At 33.4% G+C, this 17,757-nt stretch carries 17 protein-coding genes; 16 read left to right on the top strand and 1 reads right to left on the bottom strand.

All coding sequences use genetic code 11. The features are described from left to right. The first annotated feature begins 105 nt into the window (after positions 1 to 105). Genes rsgA through AC1RRU_RS00695 form a run of 3 tightly spaced genes read left to right on the top strand, consistent with a single transcriptional unit; the run spans position 106 to position 2,274 of the window. Positions 106 to 981 carry a ribosome small subunit-dependent GTPase A gene (gene rsgA / locus AC1RRU_RS00685; RefSeq protein WP_011275979.1) on the top strand — a complete coding sequence of 292 codons (876 nt, stop codon included), beginning with the start codon at positions 106 to 108 and terminating at the stop codon, positions 979 to 981. Then, entirely contained in the window at positions 981 to 1,625 is a 645-nt protein-coding gene (gene rpe, locus AC1RRU_RS00690) for a ribulose-phosphate 3-epimerase (RefSeq protein WP_011275978.1), read from the top strand. The genes rsgA and rpe overlap by 1 nt, the downstream gene beginning before the upstream one ends. 7 nt (positions 1,626 to 1,632) lie before the next feature. Continuing rightward, on the top strand, positions 1,633 to 2,274 hold the full coding sequence (locus AC1RRU_RS00695) for a thiamine diphosphokinase (RefSeq protein WP_011275977.1): 642 nt from the start codon (positions 1,633 to 1,635) through the stop codon (positions 2,272 to 2,274). Between the two features lie 60 nt (positions 2,275 to 2,334). Here the strand turns inward: AC1RRU_RS00695 and rpmB are convergent, their stop codons facing one another. Then, entirely contained in the window at positions 2,335 to 2,523 is a 189-nt protein-coding gene (gene rpmB, locus AC1RRU_RS00700) for a 50S ribosomal protein L28 (protein WP_011275976.1), read from the bottom strand. Between the two features lie 282 nt (positions 2,524 to 2,805). On the opposite strand from rpmB, the gene AC1RRU_RS00705 reads away from it, so the two are divergent. The 13 genes from AC1RRU_RS00705 to AC1RRU_RS00765 all read left to right on the top strand — a co-directional run bounded on the left by AC1RRU_RS00705 (position 2,806) and on the right by AC1RRU_RS00765 (position 17,740). After that, complete coding sequence (locus tag AC1RRU_RS00705; RefSeq protein WP_011275975.1) at positions 2,806 to 3,174, top strand: Asp23/Gls24 family envelope stress response protein; 369 nt, start codon at positions 2,806 to 2,808, stop codon at positions 3,172 to 3,174. A gap of 20 nt (positions 3,175 to 3,194) precedes the next feature. Next, positions 3,195 to 4,853, top strand: coding sequence for a fatty acid kinase catalytic subunit FakA (gene fakA / locus AC1RRU_RS00710; protein ID WP_011275974.1), 1,659 nt, complete (start codon positions 3,195 to 3,197; stop codon positions 4,851 to 4,853). A 185-nt stretch (positions 4,854 to 5,038) separates the two neighbouring features. Continuing rightward, positions 5,039 to 5,839 carry a thermonuclease family protein gene (locus AC1RRU_RS00715; protein ID WP_011275973.1) on the top strand — a complete coding sequence of 267 codons (801 nt, stop codon included), beginning with the start codon at positions 5,039 to 5,041 and terminating at the stop codon, positions 5,837 to 5,839. Between the two features lie 154 nt (positions 5,840 to 5,993). Continuing rightward, complete coding sequence (recG, locus tag AC1RRU_RS00720) at positions 5,994 to 8,045, top strand: ATP-dependent DNA helicase RecG (RefSeq protein WP_016930693.1); 2,052 nt, start codon at positions 5,994 to 5,996, stop codon at positions 8,043 to 8,045. A gap of 135 nt (positions 8,046 to 8,180) precedes the next feature. Then, on the top strand, positions 8,181 to 8,741 hold the full coding sequence (gene fapR, locus AC1RRU_RS00725) for a transcription factor FapR (RefSeq protein WP_011275971.1): 561 nt from the start codon (positions 8,181 to 8,183) through the stop codon (positions 8,739 to 8,741). A gap of 1 nt (position 8,742) precedes the next feature. Then, positions 8,743 to 9,729: a phosphate acyltransferase PlsX gene (gene plsX / locus AC1RRU_RS00730; RefSeq protein ID WP_011275970.1), complete on the top strand. Its 987-nt coding sequence runs from the start codon at positions 8,743 to 8,745 to the stop codon at positions 9,727 to 9,729. After that, complete coding sequence (gene fabD / locus AC1RRU_RS00735) at positions 9,722 to 10,651, top strand: ACP S-malonyltransferase (RefSeq protein WP_011275969.1); 930 nt, start codon at positions 9,722 to 9,724, stop codon at positions 10,649 to 10,651. Before plsX ends, fabD begins: the two co-directional genes overlap by 8 nt. Then, positions 10,641 to 11,378, top strand: coding sequence for a 3-oxoacyl-[acyl-carrier-protein] reductase (gene fabG / locus AC1RRU_RS00740; RefSeq protein WP_011275968.1), 738 nt, complete (start codon positions 10,641 to 10,643; stop codon positions 11,376 to 11,378). Before fabD ends, fabG begins: the two co-directional genes overlap by 11 nt. Before the next feature lie 112 nt (positions 11,379 to 11,490). Then, complete coding sequence (locus AC1RRU_RS00745) at positions 11,491 to 11,724, top strand: acyl carrier protein (protein ID WP_001830184.1); 234 nt, start codon at positions 11,491 to 11,493, stop codon at positions 11,722 to 11,724. 70 nt (positions 11,725 to 11,794) lie between these two features. After that, positions 11,795 to 12,547 (top strand): ribonuclease III, encoded by a 753-nt coding sequence (gene rnc, locus AC1RRU_RS00750; protein ID WP_210423027.1) that lies wholly within the window; start codon positions 11,795 to 11,797, stop codon positions 12,545 to 12,547. Between the two features lie 84 nt (positions 12,548 to 12,631). Next, positions 12,632 to 16,201, top strand: a complete 3,570-nt coding sequence (smc, locus tag AC1RRU_RS00755; protein WP_016930692.1) for a chromosome segregation protein SMC — start codon at positions 12,632 to 12,634, stop codon at positions 16,199 to 16,201. Further along, a complete protein-coding gene (gene ftsY, locus AC1RRU_RS00760) occupies positions 16,198 to 17,421 on the top strand; it encodes a signal recognition particle-docking protein FtsY (RefSeq protein ID WP_011275965.1) in 1,224 nt (407 codons plus the stop codon). Before smc ends, ftsY begins: the two co-directional genes overlap by 4 nt. Continuing rightward, positions 17,408 to 17,740, top strand: coding sequence for a putative DNA-binding protein (locus tag AC1RRU_RS00765; protein ID WP_011275964.1), 333 nt, complete (start codon positions 17,408 to 17,410; stop codon positions 17,738 to 17,740). Before ftsY ends, AC1RRU_RS00765 begins: the two co-directional genes overlap by 14 nt. The last annotated feature ends 17 nt before the right edge of the window (positions 17,741 to 17,757 follow it).

The following is a 17,757-nucleotide window of genomic DNA, read 5'->3' on the forward strand; positions in this document are numbered from 1 at the left end:
TAAATATATAATGATAAATTATTTCTTCAATTCACTTCTGCATATAATAATCTTCAAGCATTTGCTATAATAATTTAATATAAATAATGATTAAGAGGTGTCATTTTGGAAACTGGACGAATTATCAAACTAATTAGTGGTGTCTATCAAGTAGATGTTGATGGAACTTTATATGATACTAAACCACGCGGTCTTTTCAGAAAGAAGAAATTTTCACCAATTGTGGGGGATATTGTTGATTTTGAAATCCAAAACACAAGTGAAGGCTATATTCATCACGTTCATGAGCGTCATAATGAATTGAAACGACCACCAGTTAGTAATATTGATGGCTTAATCATCGTGATGAGCGCTGTAGAACCAGATTTTTCAACGCAATTGTTAGATCGCTTCTTGGTTATTGCGCATTCGTATGATTTAGAACCGAGTATTCTAGTGACTAAAAAGGATTTAGCCTCTGAAAATGAAATTGAACAAATTAATGCTTGGTTAAAAATTTATGAAGAAATTGGTTACAATACGCAATTTGTAGGCAAGCATACGAGTCAACAAGAAGTTGTGGCAACATGGCCTAAAGGGCTCATTGTATTAAGTGGTCAATCAGGTGTAGGTAAATCGACGTTTATCAATGCGTTTAAACCAGAACTAAATTTAGAAACTAATCATATCTCTAAATCACTTAATCGTGGTAAACATACAACTAGACATGTAGAGTTGTTTGAAAGAGAATCTGGTTTTATCGCGGATACACCTGGATTTAGTGCGCTAGATTTCGGTCATATTGATAAAGATGAATTGAAGCATTATTTTATAGAAATGAATCGCTTTGGTGAGGAATGTAAATTTAGAAATTGTAACCACATTAAGGAACCAAAGTGTCATGTCAAACAGCAATTGGAAAATGGTTATTTAGCACAATTTCGCTATGATCACTATATTCAATTATATAATGAAATCTCAAATAGAAAGGTCAGATATTAATGAAGAAAATCTACCCATCACTTTTATCAGCCGATTTTTTAAATTTAGAGAATGAAATTAAAGCTTTAGAAGAAGCACAAATTGATGGTCTGCACTTTGATGTAATGGATGGTCAATTTGTACCTAATATTTCTATTGGTATTCCTATTCTTGATTCAGTTAGAGCAGCTACTCAATTACCGATTGATGTTCACTTAATGATTGAACAACCTGAACAATATATTAATACCTTTGCTGAACACGGTGCTGACATGATATCAGTACATGTTGAGGCTACACAGCATATTCATAGAGCATTACAAATGATAAAAAATGCCGGAAAGAAAGCTGGCGTTGTAATTAATCCTGGTACACCAGTTGAGTCATTATTACCTGTACTTGAAATTGTTGATTATGTACTTGTTATGACTGTGAATCCAGGATTTGGTGGTCAATCATTTATAGAAGCATGTGCAGCAAAAGTGAAAATTTTAAGAGATTTAAGACAATCATTAAATTTAAATTTTAATATCGAAGTTGATGGTGGTATCAACAATGAAACTATTAAAATATGTGTTGATAATGGGGCAGATATGTTTGTTACTGGTTCTTATTTCTTTAAACAGGAAGATTATGGTAAGGTAACACAATTATTGAAAGGCTGATATAATTATGCGAATCAACTTATTATGTAGTGATCGTCATTTGCCATCAGATGTTTTAGCCACATTGAAACAAGACCACTGGGGCGGGATTGATAGAGGTGCACTTATTCTTATCAATCATTCTATTAATCCAGTTTTTTCAGTTGGAGATTTCGATTCAGTTTCAGAGGAAGAACGTCTTCAATTAAAACACGAATTAAATATCAAACCAGTTAAGGCTGAAAAAGATGATACTGATTTGGCATTAGGTGTAGAGGAAGCTGTAAATAGAGGATTTACAGAAATACATATATATGGCGCAACAGGTGGTAGATTAGATCATTTTATGGGTGTTTTACAAATACTACAAAAGCCCAAATATATAGAGCAAAACATCATAATTATTGTTGAAGATCTACAAAATGAAATTAAGTTATTGAAACAAGGCATTCACGAAATTCACAAATTACAAAGTTATCCATATGTTTCATTTATTCCAGTTAATGAAGTAGTTGCTTTATCATTAAATGGATTTAAATACAATTTAAATAATCAACCTCTTGAAAAAGGATCTACACTTACATTATCGAATGAGGTTAAAGAGAAAGTTGCACAAATCGAAGTACATGATGGACAAGTCTTACAAATTAGAAGTAGAGATGCAAATTAAAATTAAGCAAAAAAAATGCCTTCACCACATATGAAGGCATTTTTTAGTGCATTATATTTATTAAACTCTAGTAACTTTACCAGATTTTAAAGCACGAGCAGAAACCCAAACTTTTTTAGGTTTTCCGTCAACTAAAATTCTAACTTTTTGAAGGTTAGCATTAAATCTGCGTTTATTCGCATTTAAAGCGTGTGAACGATTATTACCAGTCGATGCTTTACGACCTGTTACGTAACATTGTTTACCCATCAAAGTACCTCCTTTAATAAATATAAATACACTTGACTACTTATATACTTAAATAAGATACCATATATGAAATTTTAAAGCAATGAAATTAAAGTCGTTTTCTTTAAAAATGTTTTGAAATTTATAATTTATGGTATAATTGTAAGCTGAGGAGTTATGTAATATATTTAATTAAGTTATTAAGACTTATTTATGGAAGAATCGGTTATTTTCTTTTATGAATTTAATTGTAAATTTTTATAGTTTCGTCATTTTTAAACAAATTTCAGGAGGAATATAAAGATGACAATAGAAATCTCAAATGATTATGGTAAAATCGATATCTCAAATGAAGTCATTGCTTCAGTAGTAGGCAGCAAAGCTGTTGAAAGCTATGGTATTGTAGGTATGGCATCTAGACAACAAGTTAGAGATGGCATTGCCGAAATTTTAGGACATGAAAATTATGCTAGAGGCATTGAAGTAAAAGAAAACAATGGTGTCATTGATATAGATATGTATATTATTGTAAGCTATGGTGTAAAAATTTCAGAAGTAGCAAACAACGTACAATCATCAGTAAAATATACACTTGAAAACTCACTAAATGTTAAAGTGAATTCAATTAATATATTTGTACAAGGTGTAAGACTTAATAATAAGGGCAAGTAGGTATAGGAGGACTTAGCAGGATGATTAGCAAAATTAATGGTAAATTATTTGCCGATATGATAATACAAGGGGCACAAAATTTATCTAATAATGCAGATTTAGTGGATTCTTTAAATGTATACCCTGTGCCAGATGGCGACACAGGAACTAATATGAATCTTACAATTACTTCTGGACGTGAAGAAGTTGAAAACAATTTATCTCAAAGCATTGGTGAATTAGGGAAGACATTCTCTAAAGGATTACTTATGGGTGCTCGTGGCAACTCAGGTGTTATTCTATCTCAATTATTTAGAGGTTTCTGTAAAAATATCGAAACTGAAAATGAAATAAATGCGCAACAACTTGCAAGTAGTTTTCAAGCGGGAGTTGATACAGCTTATAAAGCAGTGATGAAACCGGTTGAAGGTACGATCTTAACTGTTGCTAAAGATGCTGCAAAAGCTGCGGTTAATAAAGCCGAAGAAACAGATGACTGCGTTGAAGTTATGGAATATACAATTGCGGAAGCTGAAAAATCATTAAATAATACGCCAAATCTACTTGCCGTATTAAAAGAAGTTGGTGTAGTAGATAGTGGTGGTAAAGGCTTACTATGTGTGTATGAAGGCTTCTTAAAAGGATTGACAGGTCAAACTATTGAAGCTAAAAAAGAAAAGTTAAACACAGAAGAATTAGTACATGAAGAACATGATTTCCACGGTGTAATAAATACAGAAGATATTAAATACGGCTATTGTACTGAAATGATGGTTCGCTTTGGAAAAGATAAAAGAGCATTTGATGAACAAACATTTAGAACAGATATGAGTCAATTCGGTGATTCTTTACTTGTGATTAATGATGATGAAATTGTTAAAGTGCACGTACATACTGAAACGCCTGGTGAAGTGTTCAACTATGGTCAAGAGTATGGTGAACTTATTAAATTAAAAGTTGAAAATATGCGTGAACAACATCGTGAAGTGATTAGAAAAGAGAAACTAAATCATCATTCTGATGAGCAAGAAGAATCAAAAACAGTTGAGACTGCCATTATCGCGATTTCAATGGGTGATGGTATTTCTGAATTATTTACATCTATGGGTGCGACACATATCATAAGTGGTGGCCAAACAATGAATCCTTCAACAGAAGATATTGTGAAAGTAATTGAGCAATCTCAATGTAAACGTGCCATTATTCTACCAAATAATAAAAATATAAGAATGTCGAGTGATCAAGCAGCAACTTTAGTTGAAGCAGATACAGTTGTAATTCCTACAACATCTATTCCAAAAGGTATTGCGGCATTGTTCCAATACGATCCTTCATCATCACTTGAAGATAATCACTCTCATATGACAACAGCATTAGAATCAGTGAAATCTGGTTCAGTAACATTTGCTGTTCGTGACACTAAAATTGATGGTGTAGAAATTAAAAAAGGCGAATTCATGGGATTGTCAGAAAGCAAAATTGTTACAAGCAATGATGATGAATTTGTTACCGTCACTGGTTTGCTTAAATCTATGCTTAATGAAGATAGTGAAATTTTAACTATCATTGCTGGTGAGGATGCAAATGATGATATCTCTGACAAATTAGTAGAATGGGTTGAAAGTGAATACCCAGATGTTGAAGTAGAAGAACATAATGGTGGACAACCGATTTATCAATATTTATTCTCAGTTGAATAACTAATTTCTAAAATAGCTATGAAGTAATCTATGACTATAGAATGCTTCATAGCTATTTTTCATATGGAGCTAAACTTTCATTTTCTTATAGATGATTTAAAAGATAAAAATATTAAAAATTTTAATAGTATTTTTTATGATATTTAGTATAAAATATATGTATATTAATTATTAGGAGAATACTTATGGGGAACATTTATTTAGTATTTATTTGTCTTATTACTATAAGTCTTATGTTATTTCTTTTTAAAAAGAAGGTTGCCATTGCAAGTTTGTCGATTTTAATAGCATTTACCTCAATACTAGTAGTAATGCCACAGCACATAGTTAATGCGCAAAGTAATGTATTAACAAAAGAGAAAGTTAAATTTGTAAAGGGTATCGACGGAGATACTGTTCAACTTCTTTACAAAGGAAAGAAATTAACTTTTAGATTGTTGCTTATCGATACACCTGAAACTAAAGATCCACGTAAACCTGTTCAAAAATATGGTCCAGAAGCTAGTCGTTTCACGACAAATATGTTAGCGAATGCTCGTACTATTCAAGTGCAGTTTGATAGGGGGCAACGCACAGATAAATATGGTCGTTATTTAGCGTATGTTTATGCTGATGGTAGAATGGTTAACGAAGCCGTTGTAAGACAAGGATTAGCACGAGTAACATACATTTATCCACCTAATAATACGTTCGAACAGATGTTGAAGGTGAGTCAATCGAAAGCTCAAGCTGAAAAGTTAAATATTTGGAGTACGACAACATCGAACTCTAAAACCAAGACGGGTCAGACATCAACTGCCAAGTCTACTGTGAAGCCAACAATACCAAAGACCTCACCTTCAAAAACAACAAAAAAGCAATCTAAAGAATATTATAAAAATTGTACTTTGATGAGAAAGAAATATCCCAATGGAGTTAAAAAAGGACATCCTGCTTATCAATCTAAGTTAGACCGTGATAAAGATGGATGGGCATGTGAAAGATAAGCATTAATCATATAGTAAATTAGGGTGCGGAACAAGAAATTCGTAATGAATATTGTTTCGTACCTTTTTTATAGTGCAAAAGGCGTAACAATCAATTAATCAGCCTAATCATGATAAAATAAAAATTAATATTACAAATACTAGGTGAGAAGTTATGACTAAAGTCAATTTAATAGAAAGTCCGTATCCGCTTCAAAGTATCAAAGGACTAGGACCAAAAAGAATTGCTTTATTGCAAGAACTGAATATTAATACGGTTGAAGACTTAGTACTCTATCTACCGACTCGATACGAAGATAATACAGTTGTAGATTTAAATATGGCTGAAGATCAATCTACAGTTACAATTGTCGGCGAAGTTTATTCGATGCCAACTGTCGCATTTTTCGGCAGAAATAAATCAAAGTTAACAGTACACTTGATGGTAGATAACATCGCGGTCAAGTGTATCTTCTTTAATCAACCATACTTGAAAAAGAAAATTGAACTTCATGGGACGGTAACTGTTAAAGGAAAATGGAATCGTGCAAAACAAGAAATAAATGGAAACAGGATGTTTTTTAATGAGCAATCACAAGATACAAGTGAAATTAAGTTAGAACCTGTTTATCGCATTAAAGAGGGCATTAAACAAAAACAAATGCGGGATATGATTTATCAAACTTTAGATGATGTTACAATCCATGAATGGCTTACAGAAGAACTTAAACAGAAATATAAATTAGAATCCTTAGAGGATACATTACATGCCTTACATCGTCCAAAGGATCGACAGGACTTATTACGTGCTAGAAGAACATATGCTTTTACTGAGTTATTTATGTTTGAATTAAGAATGCAGTGGTTAAATCGTTTAGAAAAGTCATCTGACGAAGCTATTGAGATAAATTACGATATTCAAAAAGTGAAAGATTTTATAGAAACTTTACCTTTTGAATTAACTGATGCACAAAAAAAGAGTGTGAATGAAATCTTTAGAGATTTAAAAGCACCGATACGTATGCACCGATTACTACAGGGTGATGTGGGGTCAGGTAAAACAGTTGTTGCAGCAATATGTATGTATGCGTTGAAAACAGCGGGCTATCAATCAGCATTAATGGTCCCAACGGAAATTTTAGCTGAACAACATGCAAATAGTTTAACTGAACTGTTCGGTGAGTATATGAATGTAGCATTGCTGACAGGTTCTGTTAAAGGTAAAAAAAGAAAAGTTCTATTAGAGCAATTAGAAAATGGTACTATTGATTGTTTAATAGGTACACATGCGCTGATTCAAGATGATGTAACATTTCAAAATGTAGGACTTGTCATAACAGATGAACAACATCGCTTCGGAGTCAATCAACGTCAACTTTTAAGAGAGAAGGGTGCAATGACGAATGTACTCTTTATGACAGCAACACCGATTCCTAGAACACTTGCTATATCTGTATTTGGTGAAATGGATGTGTCATCAATTAAGCAACTACCTAAAGGGCGCAAGCCAATTATTACAAATTGGGCAAAACATGAACAATATGAGCAAGTGCTATCGCAAATGACGTCTGAACTTAAGAAAGGGCGTCAAGCCTATGTAATATGTCCATTGATAGAGAGTTCAGAGCATCTTGAAGATGTGCAAAATGTAGTCGAGTTGTATGAATCACTCAAACTGCATTATGGCGAGAAAAAAGTAGGATTATTACATGGTAAAATGCCAGCTGAAGAAAAAGATGAGGTTATGACGCGTTTCAGTCAACATGAAATAGATATACTAGTTTCAACAACTGTAGTTGAAGTTGGCGTCAATGTACCAAACGCGACATTTATGATGATATATGATGCAGACCGCTTTGGTTTATCAACGTTGCATCAATTAAGAGGTCGTGTAGGACGTAGTGAACACCAAAGTTACTGTGTCCTTATCGCATCTCCCAAGACAGAAACTGGCATAGAACGCATGACTATTATGACGCAAACAACGGATGGTTTTGAATTGAGTGAGCGTGATTTAGAAATGCGTGGTCCTGGTGACTTCTTTGGAGTTAAACAAAGTGGTTTGCCTGACTTTATGGTAGCGAATATTGTTGAAGATTATCGAATGCTTGAAGTAGCTCGAGACGAGGCGGCAGAGTTAATACAATCAGGTGAATTTTTCACAGAAACATATCAGCATTTACGTGAATTCATTGATCAGAACTTGCTACATATGAGTTTTGATTGATGCTTAAAAGTCACTATTGTCAAAAAGTAAAATATAGCACTATGATATTTGTTGAGCTTATCAAACGGAAAGTGTTATGATATGTGAGGAATGTTTAAGACTTGGTACTAATTTCACTTTTAAGGAGGGATTTAATTGAAATTGAAAAAAGCAGAACGTCGTCAGGCGATTCAAAAAGCAATTGAATTAAATCCCTTTATTACGGATAGTGAATTATGTGAACAGTTTGAAGTTAGTATTCAAACCATAAGGTTAGATAGAACAAACCTAAGTATTCCAGAACTACGAAAGCGTATTAAATTAGTAGCTGAGCAAAATTATGAACAAATTCGTGCTCTAGAGGCAAATGAAGTGGTTGGAGATTTAATTCAAGTTGAACCAAATATATCCGCTCAATCCCTCATTGAAATTACTGAAGAATCCGTTTTTACGAAGACTCAGATAGCACGAGGTCATGTGTTATTTGCTCAAGCAAATTCGCTTTGTGTAGCTTTAATACATAAATCAACAGTGTTAACACAGGAAAGTAATGTAGCATTCATTGAGAAAGTTAAACTTAATGATACAGTAAGGGCAGAAGCACACGTTGTAAATAAAACTTCGCACCATTATGTTATAGAAGTAAACTCATACGTAAGAGACACAATAGTGTTTAAAGGAACGTTTAAAATGTTTTATATAAGCGAGGATGAATGACATGGTTAAAATTGCTATTGATATGATGGGTGGAGATGACGCACCCGGTATCGTCTTAGAAGCGGTTGAGAAAGCAGTTAATGATTTTAAAGATTTAGAGATTATTTTATTTGGTGATCAAAATCAATACACACTCAATCATGAACGTATAGAATTTAGACATTGTTCTGAGAAAATAGAAATGGAAGACGAACCTGTAAGAGCTATTAAACGTAAGAAAGACAGTTCAATGGTAAGAATGGCAGAAGCAGTGAAAAATGGTGAAGCGGATGGATGTGTGTCTGCAGGTAATACCGGTGCGCTTATGTCAGCAGGTTTATTCATTGTTGGTCGTATTAAAGGTGTGGCAAGACCAGCACTTGTAGTCACTTTACCAACAATTGATGGAAAAGGATTTGTATTTTTAGATGTGGGTGCCAATGCAGATGCGAAACCTGAACATTTATTGCAATATGCACAACTTGGTAATATTTATGCTAAAAAAATACGTGGCATTCAAAATCCTAAAGTATCATTATTAAATATCGGTACAGAACCAGCTAAAGGTAATACATTGACTAAGAAGTCTTACCAACTACTTAAAGACGATCAAAGCTTTAACTTTGATGGTAATATTGAAGCTAAAACGTTAATGGAAGGTAATACTGATGTAGTGGTAACTGATGGATATACGGGTAACATGGTACTTAAAAATATCGAAGGTACTGCAAAATCAATAGGTAAAATGTTGAAAGAAACATTTTTAGGAAGTTTAAAAAACAAACTAGCAGCTTTAGTATTAAAAAAAGACTTAGACACTTTTACTAAGAAGATGGATTATGCAGAATACGGTGGATCAGTATTATTAGGTCTTGACGGAACGGTTGTTAAAGCGCATGGTGGATCTAATGCTCGCGCGTTTTATTCTGCGATTCGACAAGCTAAAATTGCTGGCGATGAAAAGATTGTCGATATTATGAGAGAGACGGTAGGTGGTAAGGATGAGTAAAGTAGCAATTATTTTCCCAGGTCAAGGTGCACAAAAAGTTGGCATGGCAAGTGATTTGTTTAATGAGGATAAGAAAGCGACAAATATTCTAAATTCAGCTCAAGAAGCAATGGACTTTGATTTATTGGAAACGATGTTTACAGATAATGAGAACAAACTAGGTGAAACTGAACATACACAACCAGCTTTATTGACGCATAGTATAGCGTTATATAGTGCATTAGATAATATTAATGCTGATTATACTATGGGACACAGCTTAGGTGAATATTCTAGTTTAGTTGCTGCGGGAGTATTAAAATTTGAGGATGCAGTTAAGATTGTTCGCAAACGTGGTCAATTAATGGCTCAAGCTTTTCCAAATGGTGTTGGTAGTATGGCAGCAGTATTAGGTTTGAGTTATGAAGAAGTAGACCGAATTTGTAAAGAATTATCTACAAATGATGAATTGGTCGAACCAGCAAACATTAATTGTCCAGGTCAAATTGTAGTGTCAGGTCACAAATCACTTATTGATAAATTTGTTGAAGAAGGTAAATCGTTAGGTGCTAAACGCGTCTTACCTTTAGCGGTTTCTGGACCTTTCCATTCTTCAATGATGCAAGTGATTGAAAAAGACTTTGAGTCTTTCATTAATCAATTCGAGTGGCATGATGCATCGTTCCCGATAGTTCAAAATGTTAATGCACAAGGTGAAACTGATGCAACAACAATTAAGTCTAATATGATTAAGCAATTATATTCACCCGTTGAATTTATCGATTCAGCAGAATGGTTAATTGCTCAAGGTGTAGATCATTTTATAGAAATTGGTCCTGGTAAGGTCTTATCTGGTTTAATTAAGAAAATAAATCGCGATGTTAAATTGACATCAATTCAAACATTAGAAGATGTGAAAGGATGGAATAATCATGACGAATAAAAATGCATTAGTGACTGGTGCTTCAAGAGGTATAGGTCGTAGTATCGCATTACAATTGGCTGAAGATGGTTTCAATGTAGCCGTAAACTATGCAGGTAATAAAGAAAAAGCTGAAGCAGTTGTTTCTGAAATTAAAGCTAAAGGTGTTGAAAGTTTTGCGATTCAAGCAAATGTAGCTGAAGGCGACGAAGTTAAAGCTATGATTAAAGAAGTCGTTAGTCAATTTGGTTCGTTAGATGTACTTGTGAATAACGCTGGTATCACTCGTGATAACTTATTAATGCGCATGAAAGAACATGAATGGGATGATGTTATCAATACTAACCTTAAAGGTACATTTAATTGCATTCAAAAAGCTACACCTCAAATGCTTCGTCAACGTGGTGGTGCAATCATTAACTTATCAAGTATTGTAGGTGCCATGGGTAATCCAGGACAAGCTAACTATGTTGCTACTAAAGCAGGTATAGAAGGTTTAACGAAATCAAGCGCACGTGAACTTGCATCACGTGGTATTACAGTCAATGCGGTAGCACCTGGTTTCATTGTTTCGGATATGACAGACGCACTGAGTGATGATTTAAAATCACAAATGTTGGAACAAATACCACTATCTCGATTTGGTGAAGATACAGATATAGCGAATACAGTAGCATTTTTAGCATCTGATAGAGCGAAATATATTACTGGCCAAACAATCCATGTCAATGGTGGCATGTACATGTAAATGAAGTACTTGAATTTTATTATCAGTGTTTAAGAAATGCTTGTATTTTACCCATTAAAATGGGAAAATAAAGTAGTCTATGGATAGACACTTTTAAAGGAGGTGAATCGACGTGGAAAACTTCGATAAAGTAAAAGATATCATCGTTGACCGTTTAGGTGTAGATGCTGATAAAGTAACTGAAGACGCATCTTTCAAAGATGATTTAGGCGCTGACTCACTTGATATCGCTGAATTAGTGATGGAATTAGAAGATGAATTTGGTACTGAAATTCCTGATGAAGAAGCTGAAAAAATCAATACTGTTGGTGATGCAGTTAAATACATCAATAGTCTTGAAAAATAAAAACTTACATCTGAGTCGTCTACAAGATGGCTCAGATTTTTTTCTTAAGAATCAAACAAAGAATAAACATATGGGAGGTTCTAATGTGACAAATCCAAAAAAAATAGAAATGGTTAATGACTTTCAACAACAGTTTGCGAAGAAAATGAATGAGTTGGGATTTACATATTCAAATATTGACTTGTATCAACAAGCTTTTTCTCATTCAAGTTTTATCAATGACTTTAATATGGACCGTTTGGCGCATAATGAGCGACTCGAATTTTTAGGCGATGCGGTATTAGAATTGACGGTATCACGCTACCTTTTTGATAAACATCCGGATCTACCAGAAGGTAATTTAACAAAAATGCGTGCAACAATTGTATGTGAGCCCTCACTTGTAATATTTGCTAACAAAATCGAGTTAAATCAACTTATCTTATTAGGTAAAGGTGAAGAAAAAACGGGTGGGAGAACACGCCCTTCATTAGTGTCCGATGCCTTTGAAGCTTTTGTCGGGGCTTTATATCTTGATCAAGGATTAGATGTAGTTTGGCAATTTGCTGAGAAAGTGATTTTTCCATATGTTGAGGATGATGAATTGGTTGGTGTTGTTGATTTTAAAACACAATTTCAAGAGTATGTTCATAGTCAAAATCGTGGAGATGTGACTTATCGTTTAATTAAAGAAGAAGGTCCAGCGCATCATCGATTGTTTACGTCGGAAGTCATTTTAGAGAATGAAGCAGTAGCAACAGGTCAAGGTAAAACTAAAAAAGAATCAGAACAAAAAGCGGCAGAGAGCGCTTATTCAAAATTAAAAAGCAATAATAATCTTTAACATATATTAAAGAAAACCATTAAACGGTAAAATATTGTCCTCCTCTCAACTAGAATGAGTGGAATGATTAACAAGGAGAATAGTATGGTGTATTTAAAATCAATTGATGCCATAGGTTTTAAATCATTTGCAGATCACACAGATGTTCAATTTGACAAGGGTGTAACTGCAATTGTTGGGCCTAATGGTAGCGGAAAAAGTAATATCACTGATGCCATTAAATGGGTATTAGGTGAACAGTCCGCCAAATCATTACGTGGCTCTAAAATGGAAGATATTATTTTTTCAGGAGCAGAACATCGAAACGCTCAGAATTATGCAGAAGTACAATTGAAACTTGACAATAAAGCTAGAAAGTTACAAGTTGATTCAGATGATATCGTCGTGACACGTCGTTTATATCGTAGTGGTGAGAGCGAATACTATCTTAATAATGATAAAGCGCGTTTAAGGGATATCACTGAACTATTCCTGGATTCTGGTTTAGGAAAAGAAGCATTTAGTATTATATCTCAAGGTAGAGTAGATGAAATTTTAAATGCTAAACCTATTGATAGACGACAAATACTTGAAGAATCAGCTGGTGTATTAAAATATAAGAAGCGAAAAGCTGAATCATTACAAAAGTTAGACCACACTGAAGATAATCTTACGCGCGTAGAAGATATTTTATATGATTTAGAAGGACGCGTTGAACCATTAAAAGCTGAAGCATCAATTGCAAAAGAGTATTTAAAATTGTCTGAAGAGATGAAACAAAGTGATGTTATTGTTACTGTAAATGATATCGACCAATATTCAGAGGATAATCGTCAACTGGATCAAAAATTAAATGATTTAAAAAGCCAACAAGCGGATAAAGAAGCAAAACAAGCTCAGATTAATAAATATATTCAAAAGCAAAAGTCTCAACGTCAACAAATTGATAATGACATTGAACAATTAAACTATAATTTAATCAAAGCTACTGAAGAATATGAAAAGTTCACAGGTCGATTGAATGTTTTAGAAGAAAGAAAACGAAATCAATCAGAAACGAATGCTCGTTTTGAAGAAGAGTTAGATAATTTACATCAAGAATTAAAAAATGCTCATAATGAAAAAGCTGATATTACTCAACAAATTACTGCTTTAAAAGAAAAACAAAAAGAGTTGAATAGTAGTATTCATCAATTAGAATCACAACTGTATGTTTCTGATGAACAACATGACGAAAAATTGGAATCAATCAAAAATGAATACTATGAATTAATGTCTGAACAATCAGATGTAAATAATGATATTCGCTTTTTAGAGCATACGATTAAAGAGAATGAAGCGAAAAAATCACGCTTAGATTCTCGCTTGGTTGAAGCTTTCAATCAACTTAAAGCGTTGCAAAGTGAAATTTCTAATACAGAACGCAACCATCAAGCTACTGTTAAACAATTGAGCGATATTGAGACTCAAATAAGTCAACTAGAACAGCAGTTATCAAAAGCTAAACAAACTCAAACTGAATATGAAGATAAACTTTATCAGGCTTATCGATACACTGATAAAATGAGAGCTAGAATAGAGAGTTTAGAAACTCAAGAAGAGGATTATACTTATTTCTTTAATGGTGTTAAACATGTGTTAAAAGCTAAAAATGATAACCTACAAGGTATTCATGGTGCTGTTGCAGAAGTGATAAATGTGCCATCTGAATTGACTCAAGCGATTGAGACCGCATTAGGTGCTTCATTACAACATATCATAGTTGATAGTGAAAAAGATGGACGCCAGGCAATACAATTTTTAAAGCAAAAGGGTCTTGGTAGAGCCACATTCTTACCATTAAATGTTATAAAATCGAGACAATTATCTAATAATATTAGGCACATCGCTGAAAATACAAATGGATTTATCAATGTAGCTTCAGATGCGATTAAAGTTAATTCACAATATCAAGCTGTAGTTGAAAATTTAATAGGTACTACTATTATCGTAGACAATTTGAAACATGCTAATGAACTGGCAAGAGCTATCCAATATAAAACACGCATTGTAACTTTAGAAGGAGATATTGTTAATCCTGGTGGTTCTATGACCGGTGGTGGTGCGCGCAAGACGAAGAGTATTCTATCACAAAAAGATGAACTGACAACTATGCGTAATCAATTAAAAGATTATGAATCACAAACACAAGATTTCGAGAAACAGTTACAAAAACACAAAAATGAAGTTGAACATCTCAGCGAAACTTATTTTAAAATGAGTCAGCAATATAACGAAGTAAAAGAACAATCTCATAATGAAGCGTTAGAATTAGATCGACTTAAAACACAAGAAGCGCACATTAAAGATGAACATGAGGAATTTGAATTCGAGAAAAATGATGGCTACCAAAGTGAAAATAGTCGCATTACTTTAACTGAAAAACAAGAGCGATTAACTATTATTCAAGGTAAGTTAAAACAACTTGAAACAGATATTGAACGTTATACTCAATTATCTAAAGAAGGTAAAGAGAATACCACTCAAGTGCAACAACAATTAAACCAAAAACGCTCTGACTTAGCTGTAATTAAAGAACGAATAAATGCTCAAAAAGCGTCATTAGAACGTACAGATAAACAGATAGAGACGATTAACAAACAATTAACAAATGTTGACGATAAAATTAAACTCTTCAATTCTGACGAAATGATGGGGGAACAAGCATTTGAAAAATTACAACAACAGATAAAATCTAAAGAAAATGACCGACAATCCATCACTGATCAGTTAAAACAATTGAAAAAAGAACGTATTGATGTCAATGAAGATGTTGAGTCACATGAAGCTACATTGCAAGAATGTCATCAAGATTTATTGTCAATTGAAAGTTTTTATCAAGATATAAAAGCACAACAATCGAAATTAGATGTATTGATTAACCATGCAATTGATCATTTGAATGATGAATATCAACTAACTGTTGAGCGGGCTAGAAGTGAATTCTCTTCAGAAACGCCAATTGATGCGCTGAGAAAGAAAGTCAAACTAACTAAAATGTCAATTGAAGAACTAGGGCCAGTAAATATTAATGCTATTGAGCAATTTGAAGAATTAAATGAGCGTTATACTTTCCTAGATGAACAACGTACAGACTTGCGTGAAGCGAAACAAACACTTGAACAAATTATAAGTGAGATGGACCAAGAAGTGAAAGGTCGTTTTAAAGAAACGTTTTTACAAGTGCAAGCTCATTTTACGACAGTATTTCAGTCGTTATTTGGAGGTGGACATGCTAAATTAGAGTTAACAGATGATGATTATTTATCAGCTGGTGTCGATATTATTGTTCAACCACCTGGTAAGAAATTGCAACACTTATCTTTATTAAGTGGTGGTGAGCGTGCATTAAGTGCTATTGCACTACTATTTGCTATCTTGAAAGTAAGATCTGCTCCATTTGTTATACTAGATGAAGTAGAGGCTGCACTCGATGAAGCGAATGTAATTCGATACGCTCAATTTTTAAAAGAATTATCTATTCAAACTCAATTTATTGTTATTACACATCGAAAAGGAACTATGGAATATTCAGACCGTTTATATGGTGTGACGATGCAAGAGTCAGGTGTTTCAAAATTAGTAAGTGTCAACTTAAATACAATTGATGAGGTTATGAAGGAGGAACAAGCATGAGTTTCTTTAAACGATTAAAAGACAAATTTTCAACGAAATCTACTGAAGATATAGAACAAGAATTATCAGAAGAAGAAGGCAATCAGAGTAGCACAATTCATGATGACAATGATGAAGCACAGATAGAACCGAAGAAAAAACCGCGTAAATTAAGTGAAGCGGATTTTGATGACGATGGATTAATTTCAATTGAAGATTTTGAAGAAATTGAAGCACAAAAAATGGGGGCTAAATTTAAAGCAGGTCTTGAAAAATCACGTCAGAACTTCCAAGAACAACTTAATAATTTGATCGCACGTTATAGAACAGTAGATGAAGATTTCTTCGAAGCACTTGAAGAAATGTTAATCACTGCAGATGTTGGTTTCAACACAGTAATGCAATTAACAGAAGAATTACGTACTGAAGCACAACGTCGAAATATACAAGAAACTGAAGATTTACGTGAAGTTATTGTTGAAAAGATTGTTGAAATCTATCATCAAGAAGATGACCAATCAGAAGCAATGAATCTTGAAGACGGCCGTTTGAATGTCATTTTAATGGTTGGCGTAAATGGTGTTGGTAAAACAACTACAATCGGTAAATTAGCACACAGATATAAAATGGAAGGAAAAAAAGTAATGCTTGCCGCTGGAGATACATTTAGAGCTGGTGCAATTGATCAACTACAAGTTTGGGGTGACCGTGTAGGTGTTGAAGTAATTCGTCAAAGTGAAGGTTCAGATCCTGCTGCAGTTGTATATGATGCAATTAATTCCGCTAAAAATAAAGGTGTCGATATATTAATTTGTGATACTGCAGGACGTTTACAAAACAAATCTAATTTAATGCAAGAATTGGATAAAATGAAACGTGTCATTAGCCGAGCTGTGCCAGATGCGCCACATGAAGCTTTATTATGCTTAGATGCAACAACAGGTCAAAACGCATTATCTCAAGCACGTTCATTTAAAGAAGTTACAAACGTATCAGGTATAGTATTAACTAAATTAGATGGTACTGCTAAAGGTGGTATTGTACTTGCGATTAGAAATGAACTTCACATACCTGTGAAATATGTAGGATTAGGTGAGAAACTTGATGACTTACAACCATTTAACCCAGAAAGTTATGTATATGGCTTATTTGCAGATATGATTGAACAAAATGAAGATATTCCAGATGAAGTTGCTGAATTAGATTTTAATAATGAGGATAATCCAAATGGGGAAAAATGATTTAGTTAAAACTTTGCGAATGAATTATTTGTTTGATTTTTATCAAACATTATTAACTGAAAAACAAAGAAATTATATGGAACTGTTTTATTTGAGAGACTATTCACTAAGTGAAATTGCAGAGACATTTGATGTGAGTAGACAAGCAGTTTATGATAATATAAGAAGAACTGGCGATTTAGTAGAAGATTATGAAGCTAAATTGAATTTGTATGAAAAATTTGAACAACGTCGTAAAATTTATGACGATATGAAACAAACATTAAATGATTCTAAGAAGTTAGAACAATACATTAATCAATTAGAAGAATTAGAATAAATAGAGATAAAGGAGGG

Source organism: Staphylococcus sp. GW821-FHT11H10 (assembly GCF_058807855.1).

Coding starts and splice junctions, on each gene's coding strand:
- rpe (WP_011275978.1), top strand. CDS start 981: ATGAAGAAAATCTACCCATCACTTTTATCAGCCGATTTTTTAAATTTA.
- AC1RRU_RS00695 (WP_011275977.1), top strand. CDS start 1,633: ATGCGAATCAACTTATTATGTAGTGATCGTCATTTGCCATCAGATGTT.
- rpmB (WP_011275976.1), bottom strand. CDS start 2,523: ATGGGTAAACAATGTTACGTAACAGGTCGTAAAGCATCGACTGGTAAT.
- AC1RRU_RS00705 (WP_011275975.1), top strand. CDS start 2,806: ATGACAATAGAAATCTCAAATGATTATGGTAAAATCGATATCTCAAAT.
- fakA (WP_011275974.1), top strand. CDS start 3,195: ATGATTAGCAAAATTAATGGTAAATTATTTGCCGATATGATAATACAA.
- AC1RRU_RS00715 (WP_011275973.1), top strand. CDS start 5,039: ATGGGGAACATTTATTTAGTATTTATTTGTCTTATTACTATAAGTCTT.
- recG (WP_016930693.1), top strand. CDS start 5,994: ATGACTAAAGTCAATTTAATAGAAAGTCCGTATCCGCTTCAAAGTATC.
- plsX (WP_011275970.1), top strand. CDS start 8,743: ATGGTTAAAATTGCTATTGATATGATGGGTGGAGATGACGCACCCGGT.
- fabD (WP_011275969.1), top strand. CDS start 9,722: ATGAGTAAAGTAGCAATTATTTTCCCAGGTCAAGGTGCACAAAAAGTT.
- fabG (WP_011275968.1), top strand. CDS start 10,641: ATGACGAATAAAAATGCATTAGTGACTGGTGCTTCAAGAGGTATAGGT.
- rnc (WP_210423027.1), top strand. CDS start 11,795: ATGGGAGGTTCTAATGTGACAAATCCAAAAAAAATAGAAATGGTTAAT.
- smc (WP_016930692.1), top strand. CDS start 12,632: ATGGTGTATTTAAAATCAATTGATGCCATAGGTTTTAAATCATTTGCA.
- ftsY (WP_011275965.1), top strand. CDS start 16,198: ATGAGTTTCTTTAAACGATTAAAAGACAAATTTTCAACGAAATCTACT.
- AC1RRU_RS00765 (WP_011275964.1), top strand. CDS start 17,408: ATGGGGAAAAATGATTTAGTTAAAACTTTGCGAATGAATTATTTGTTT.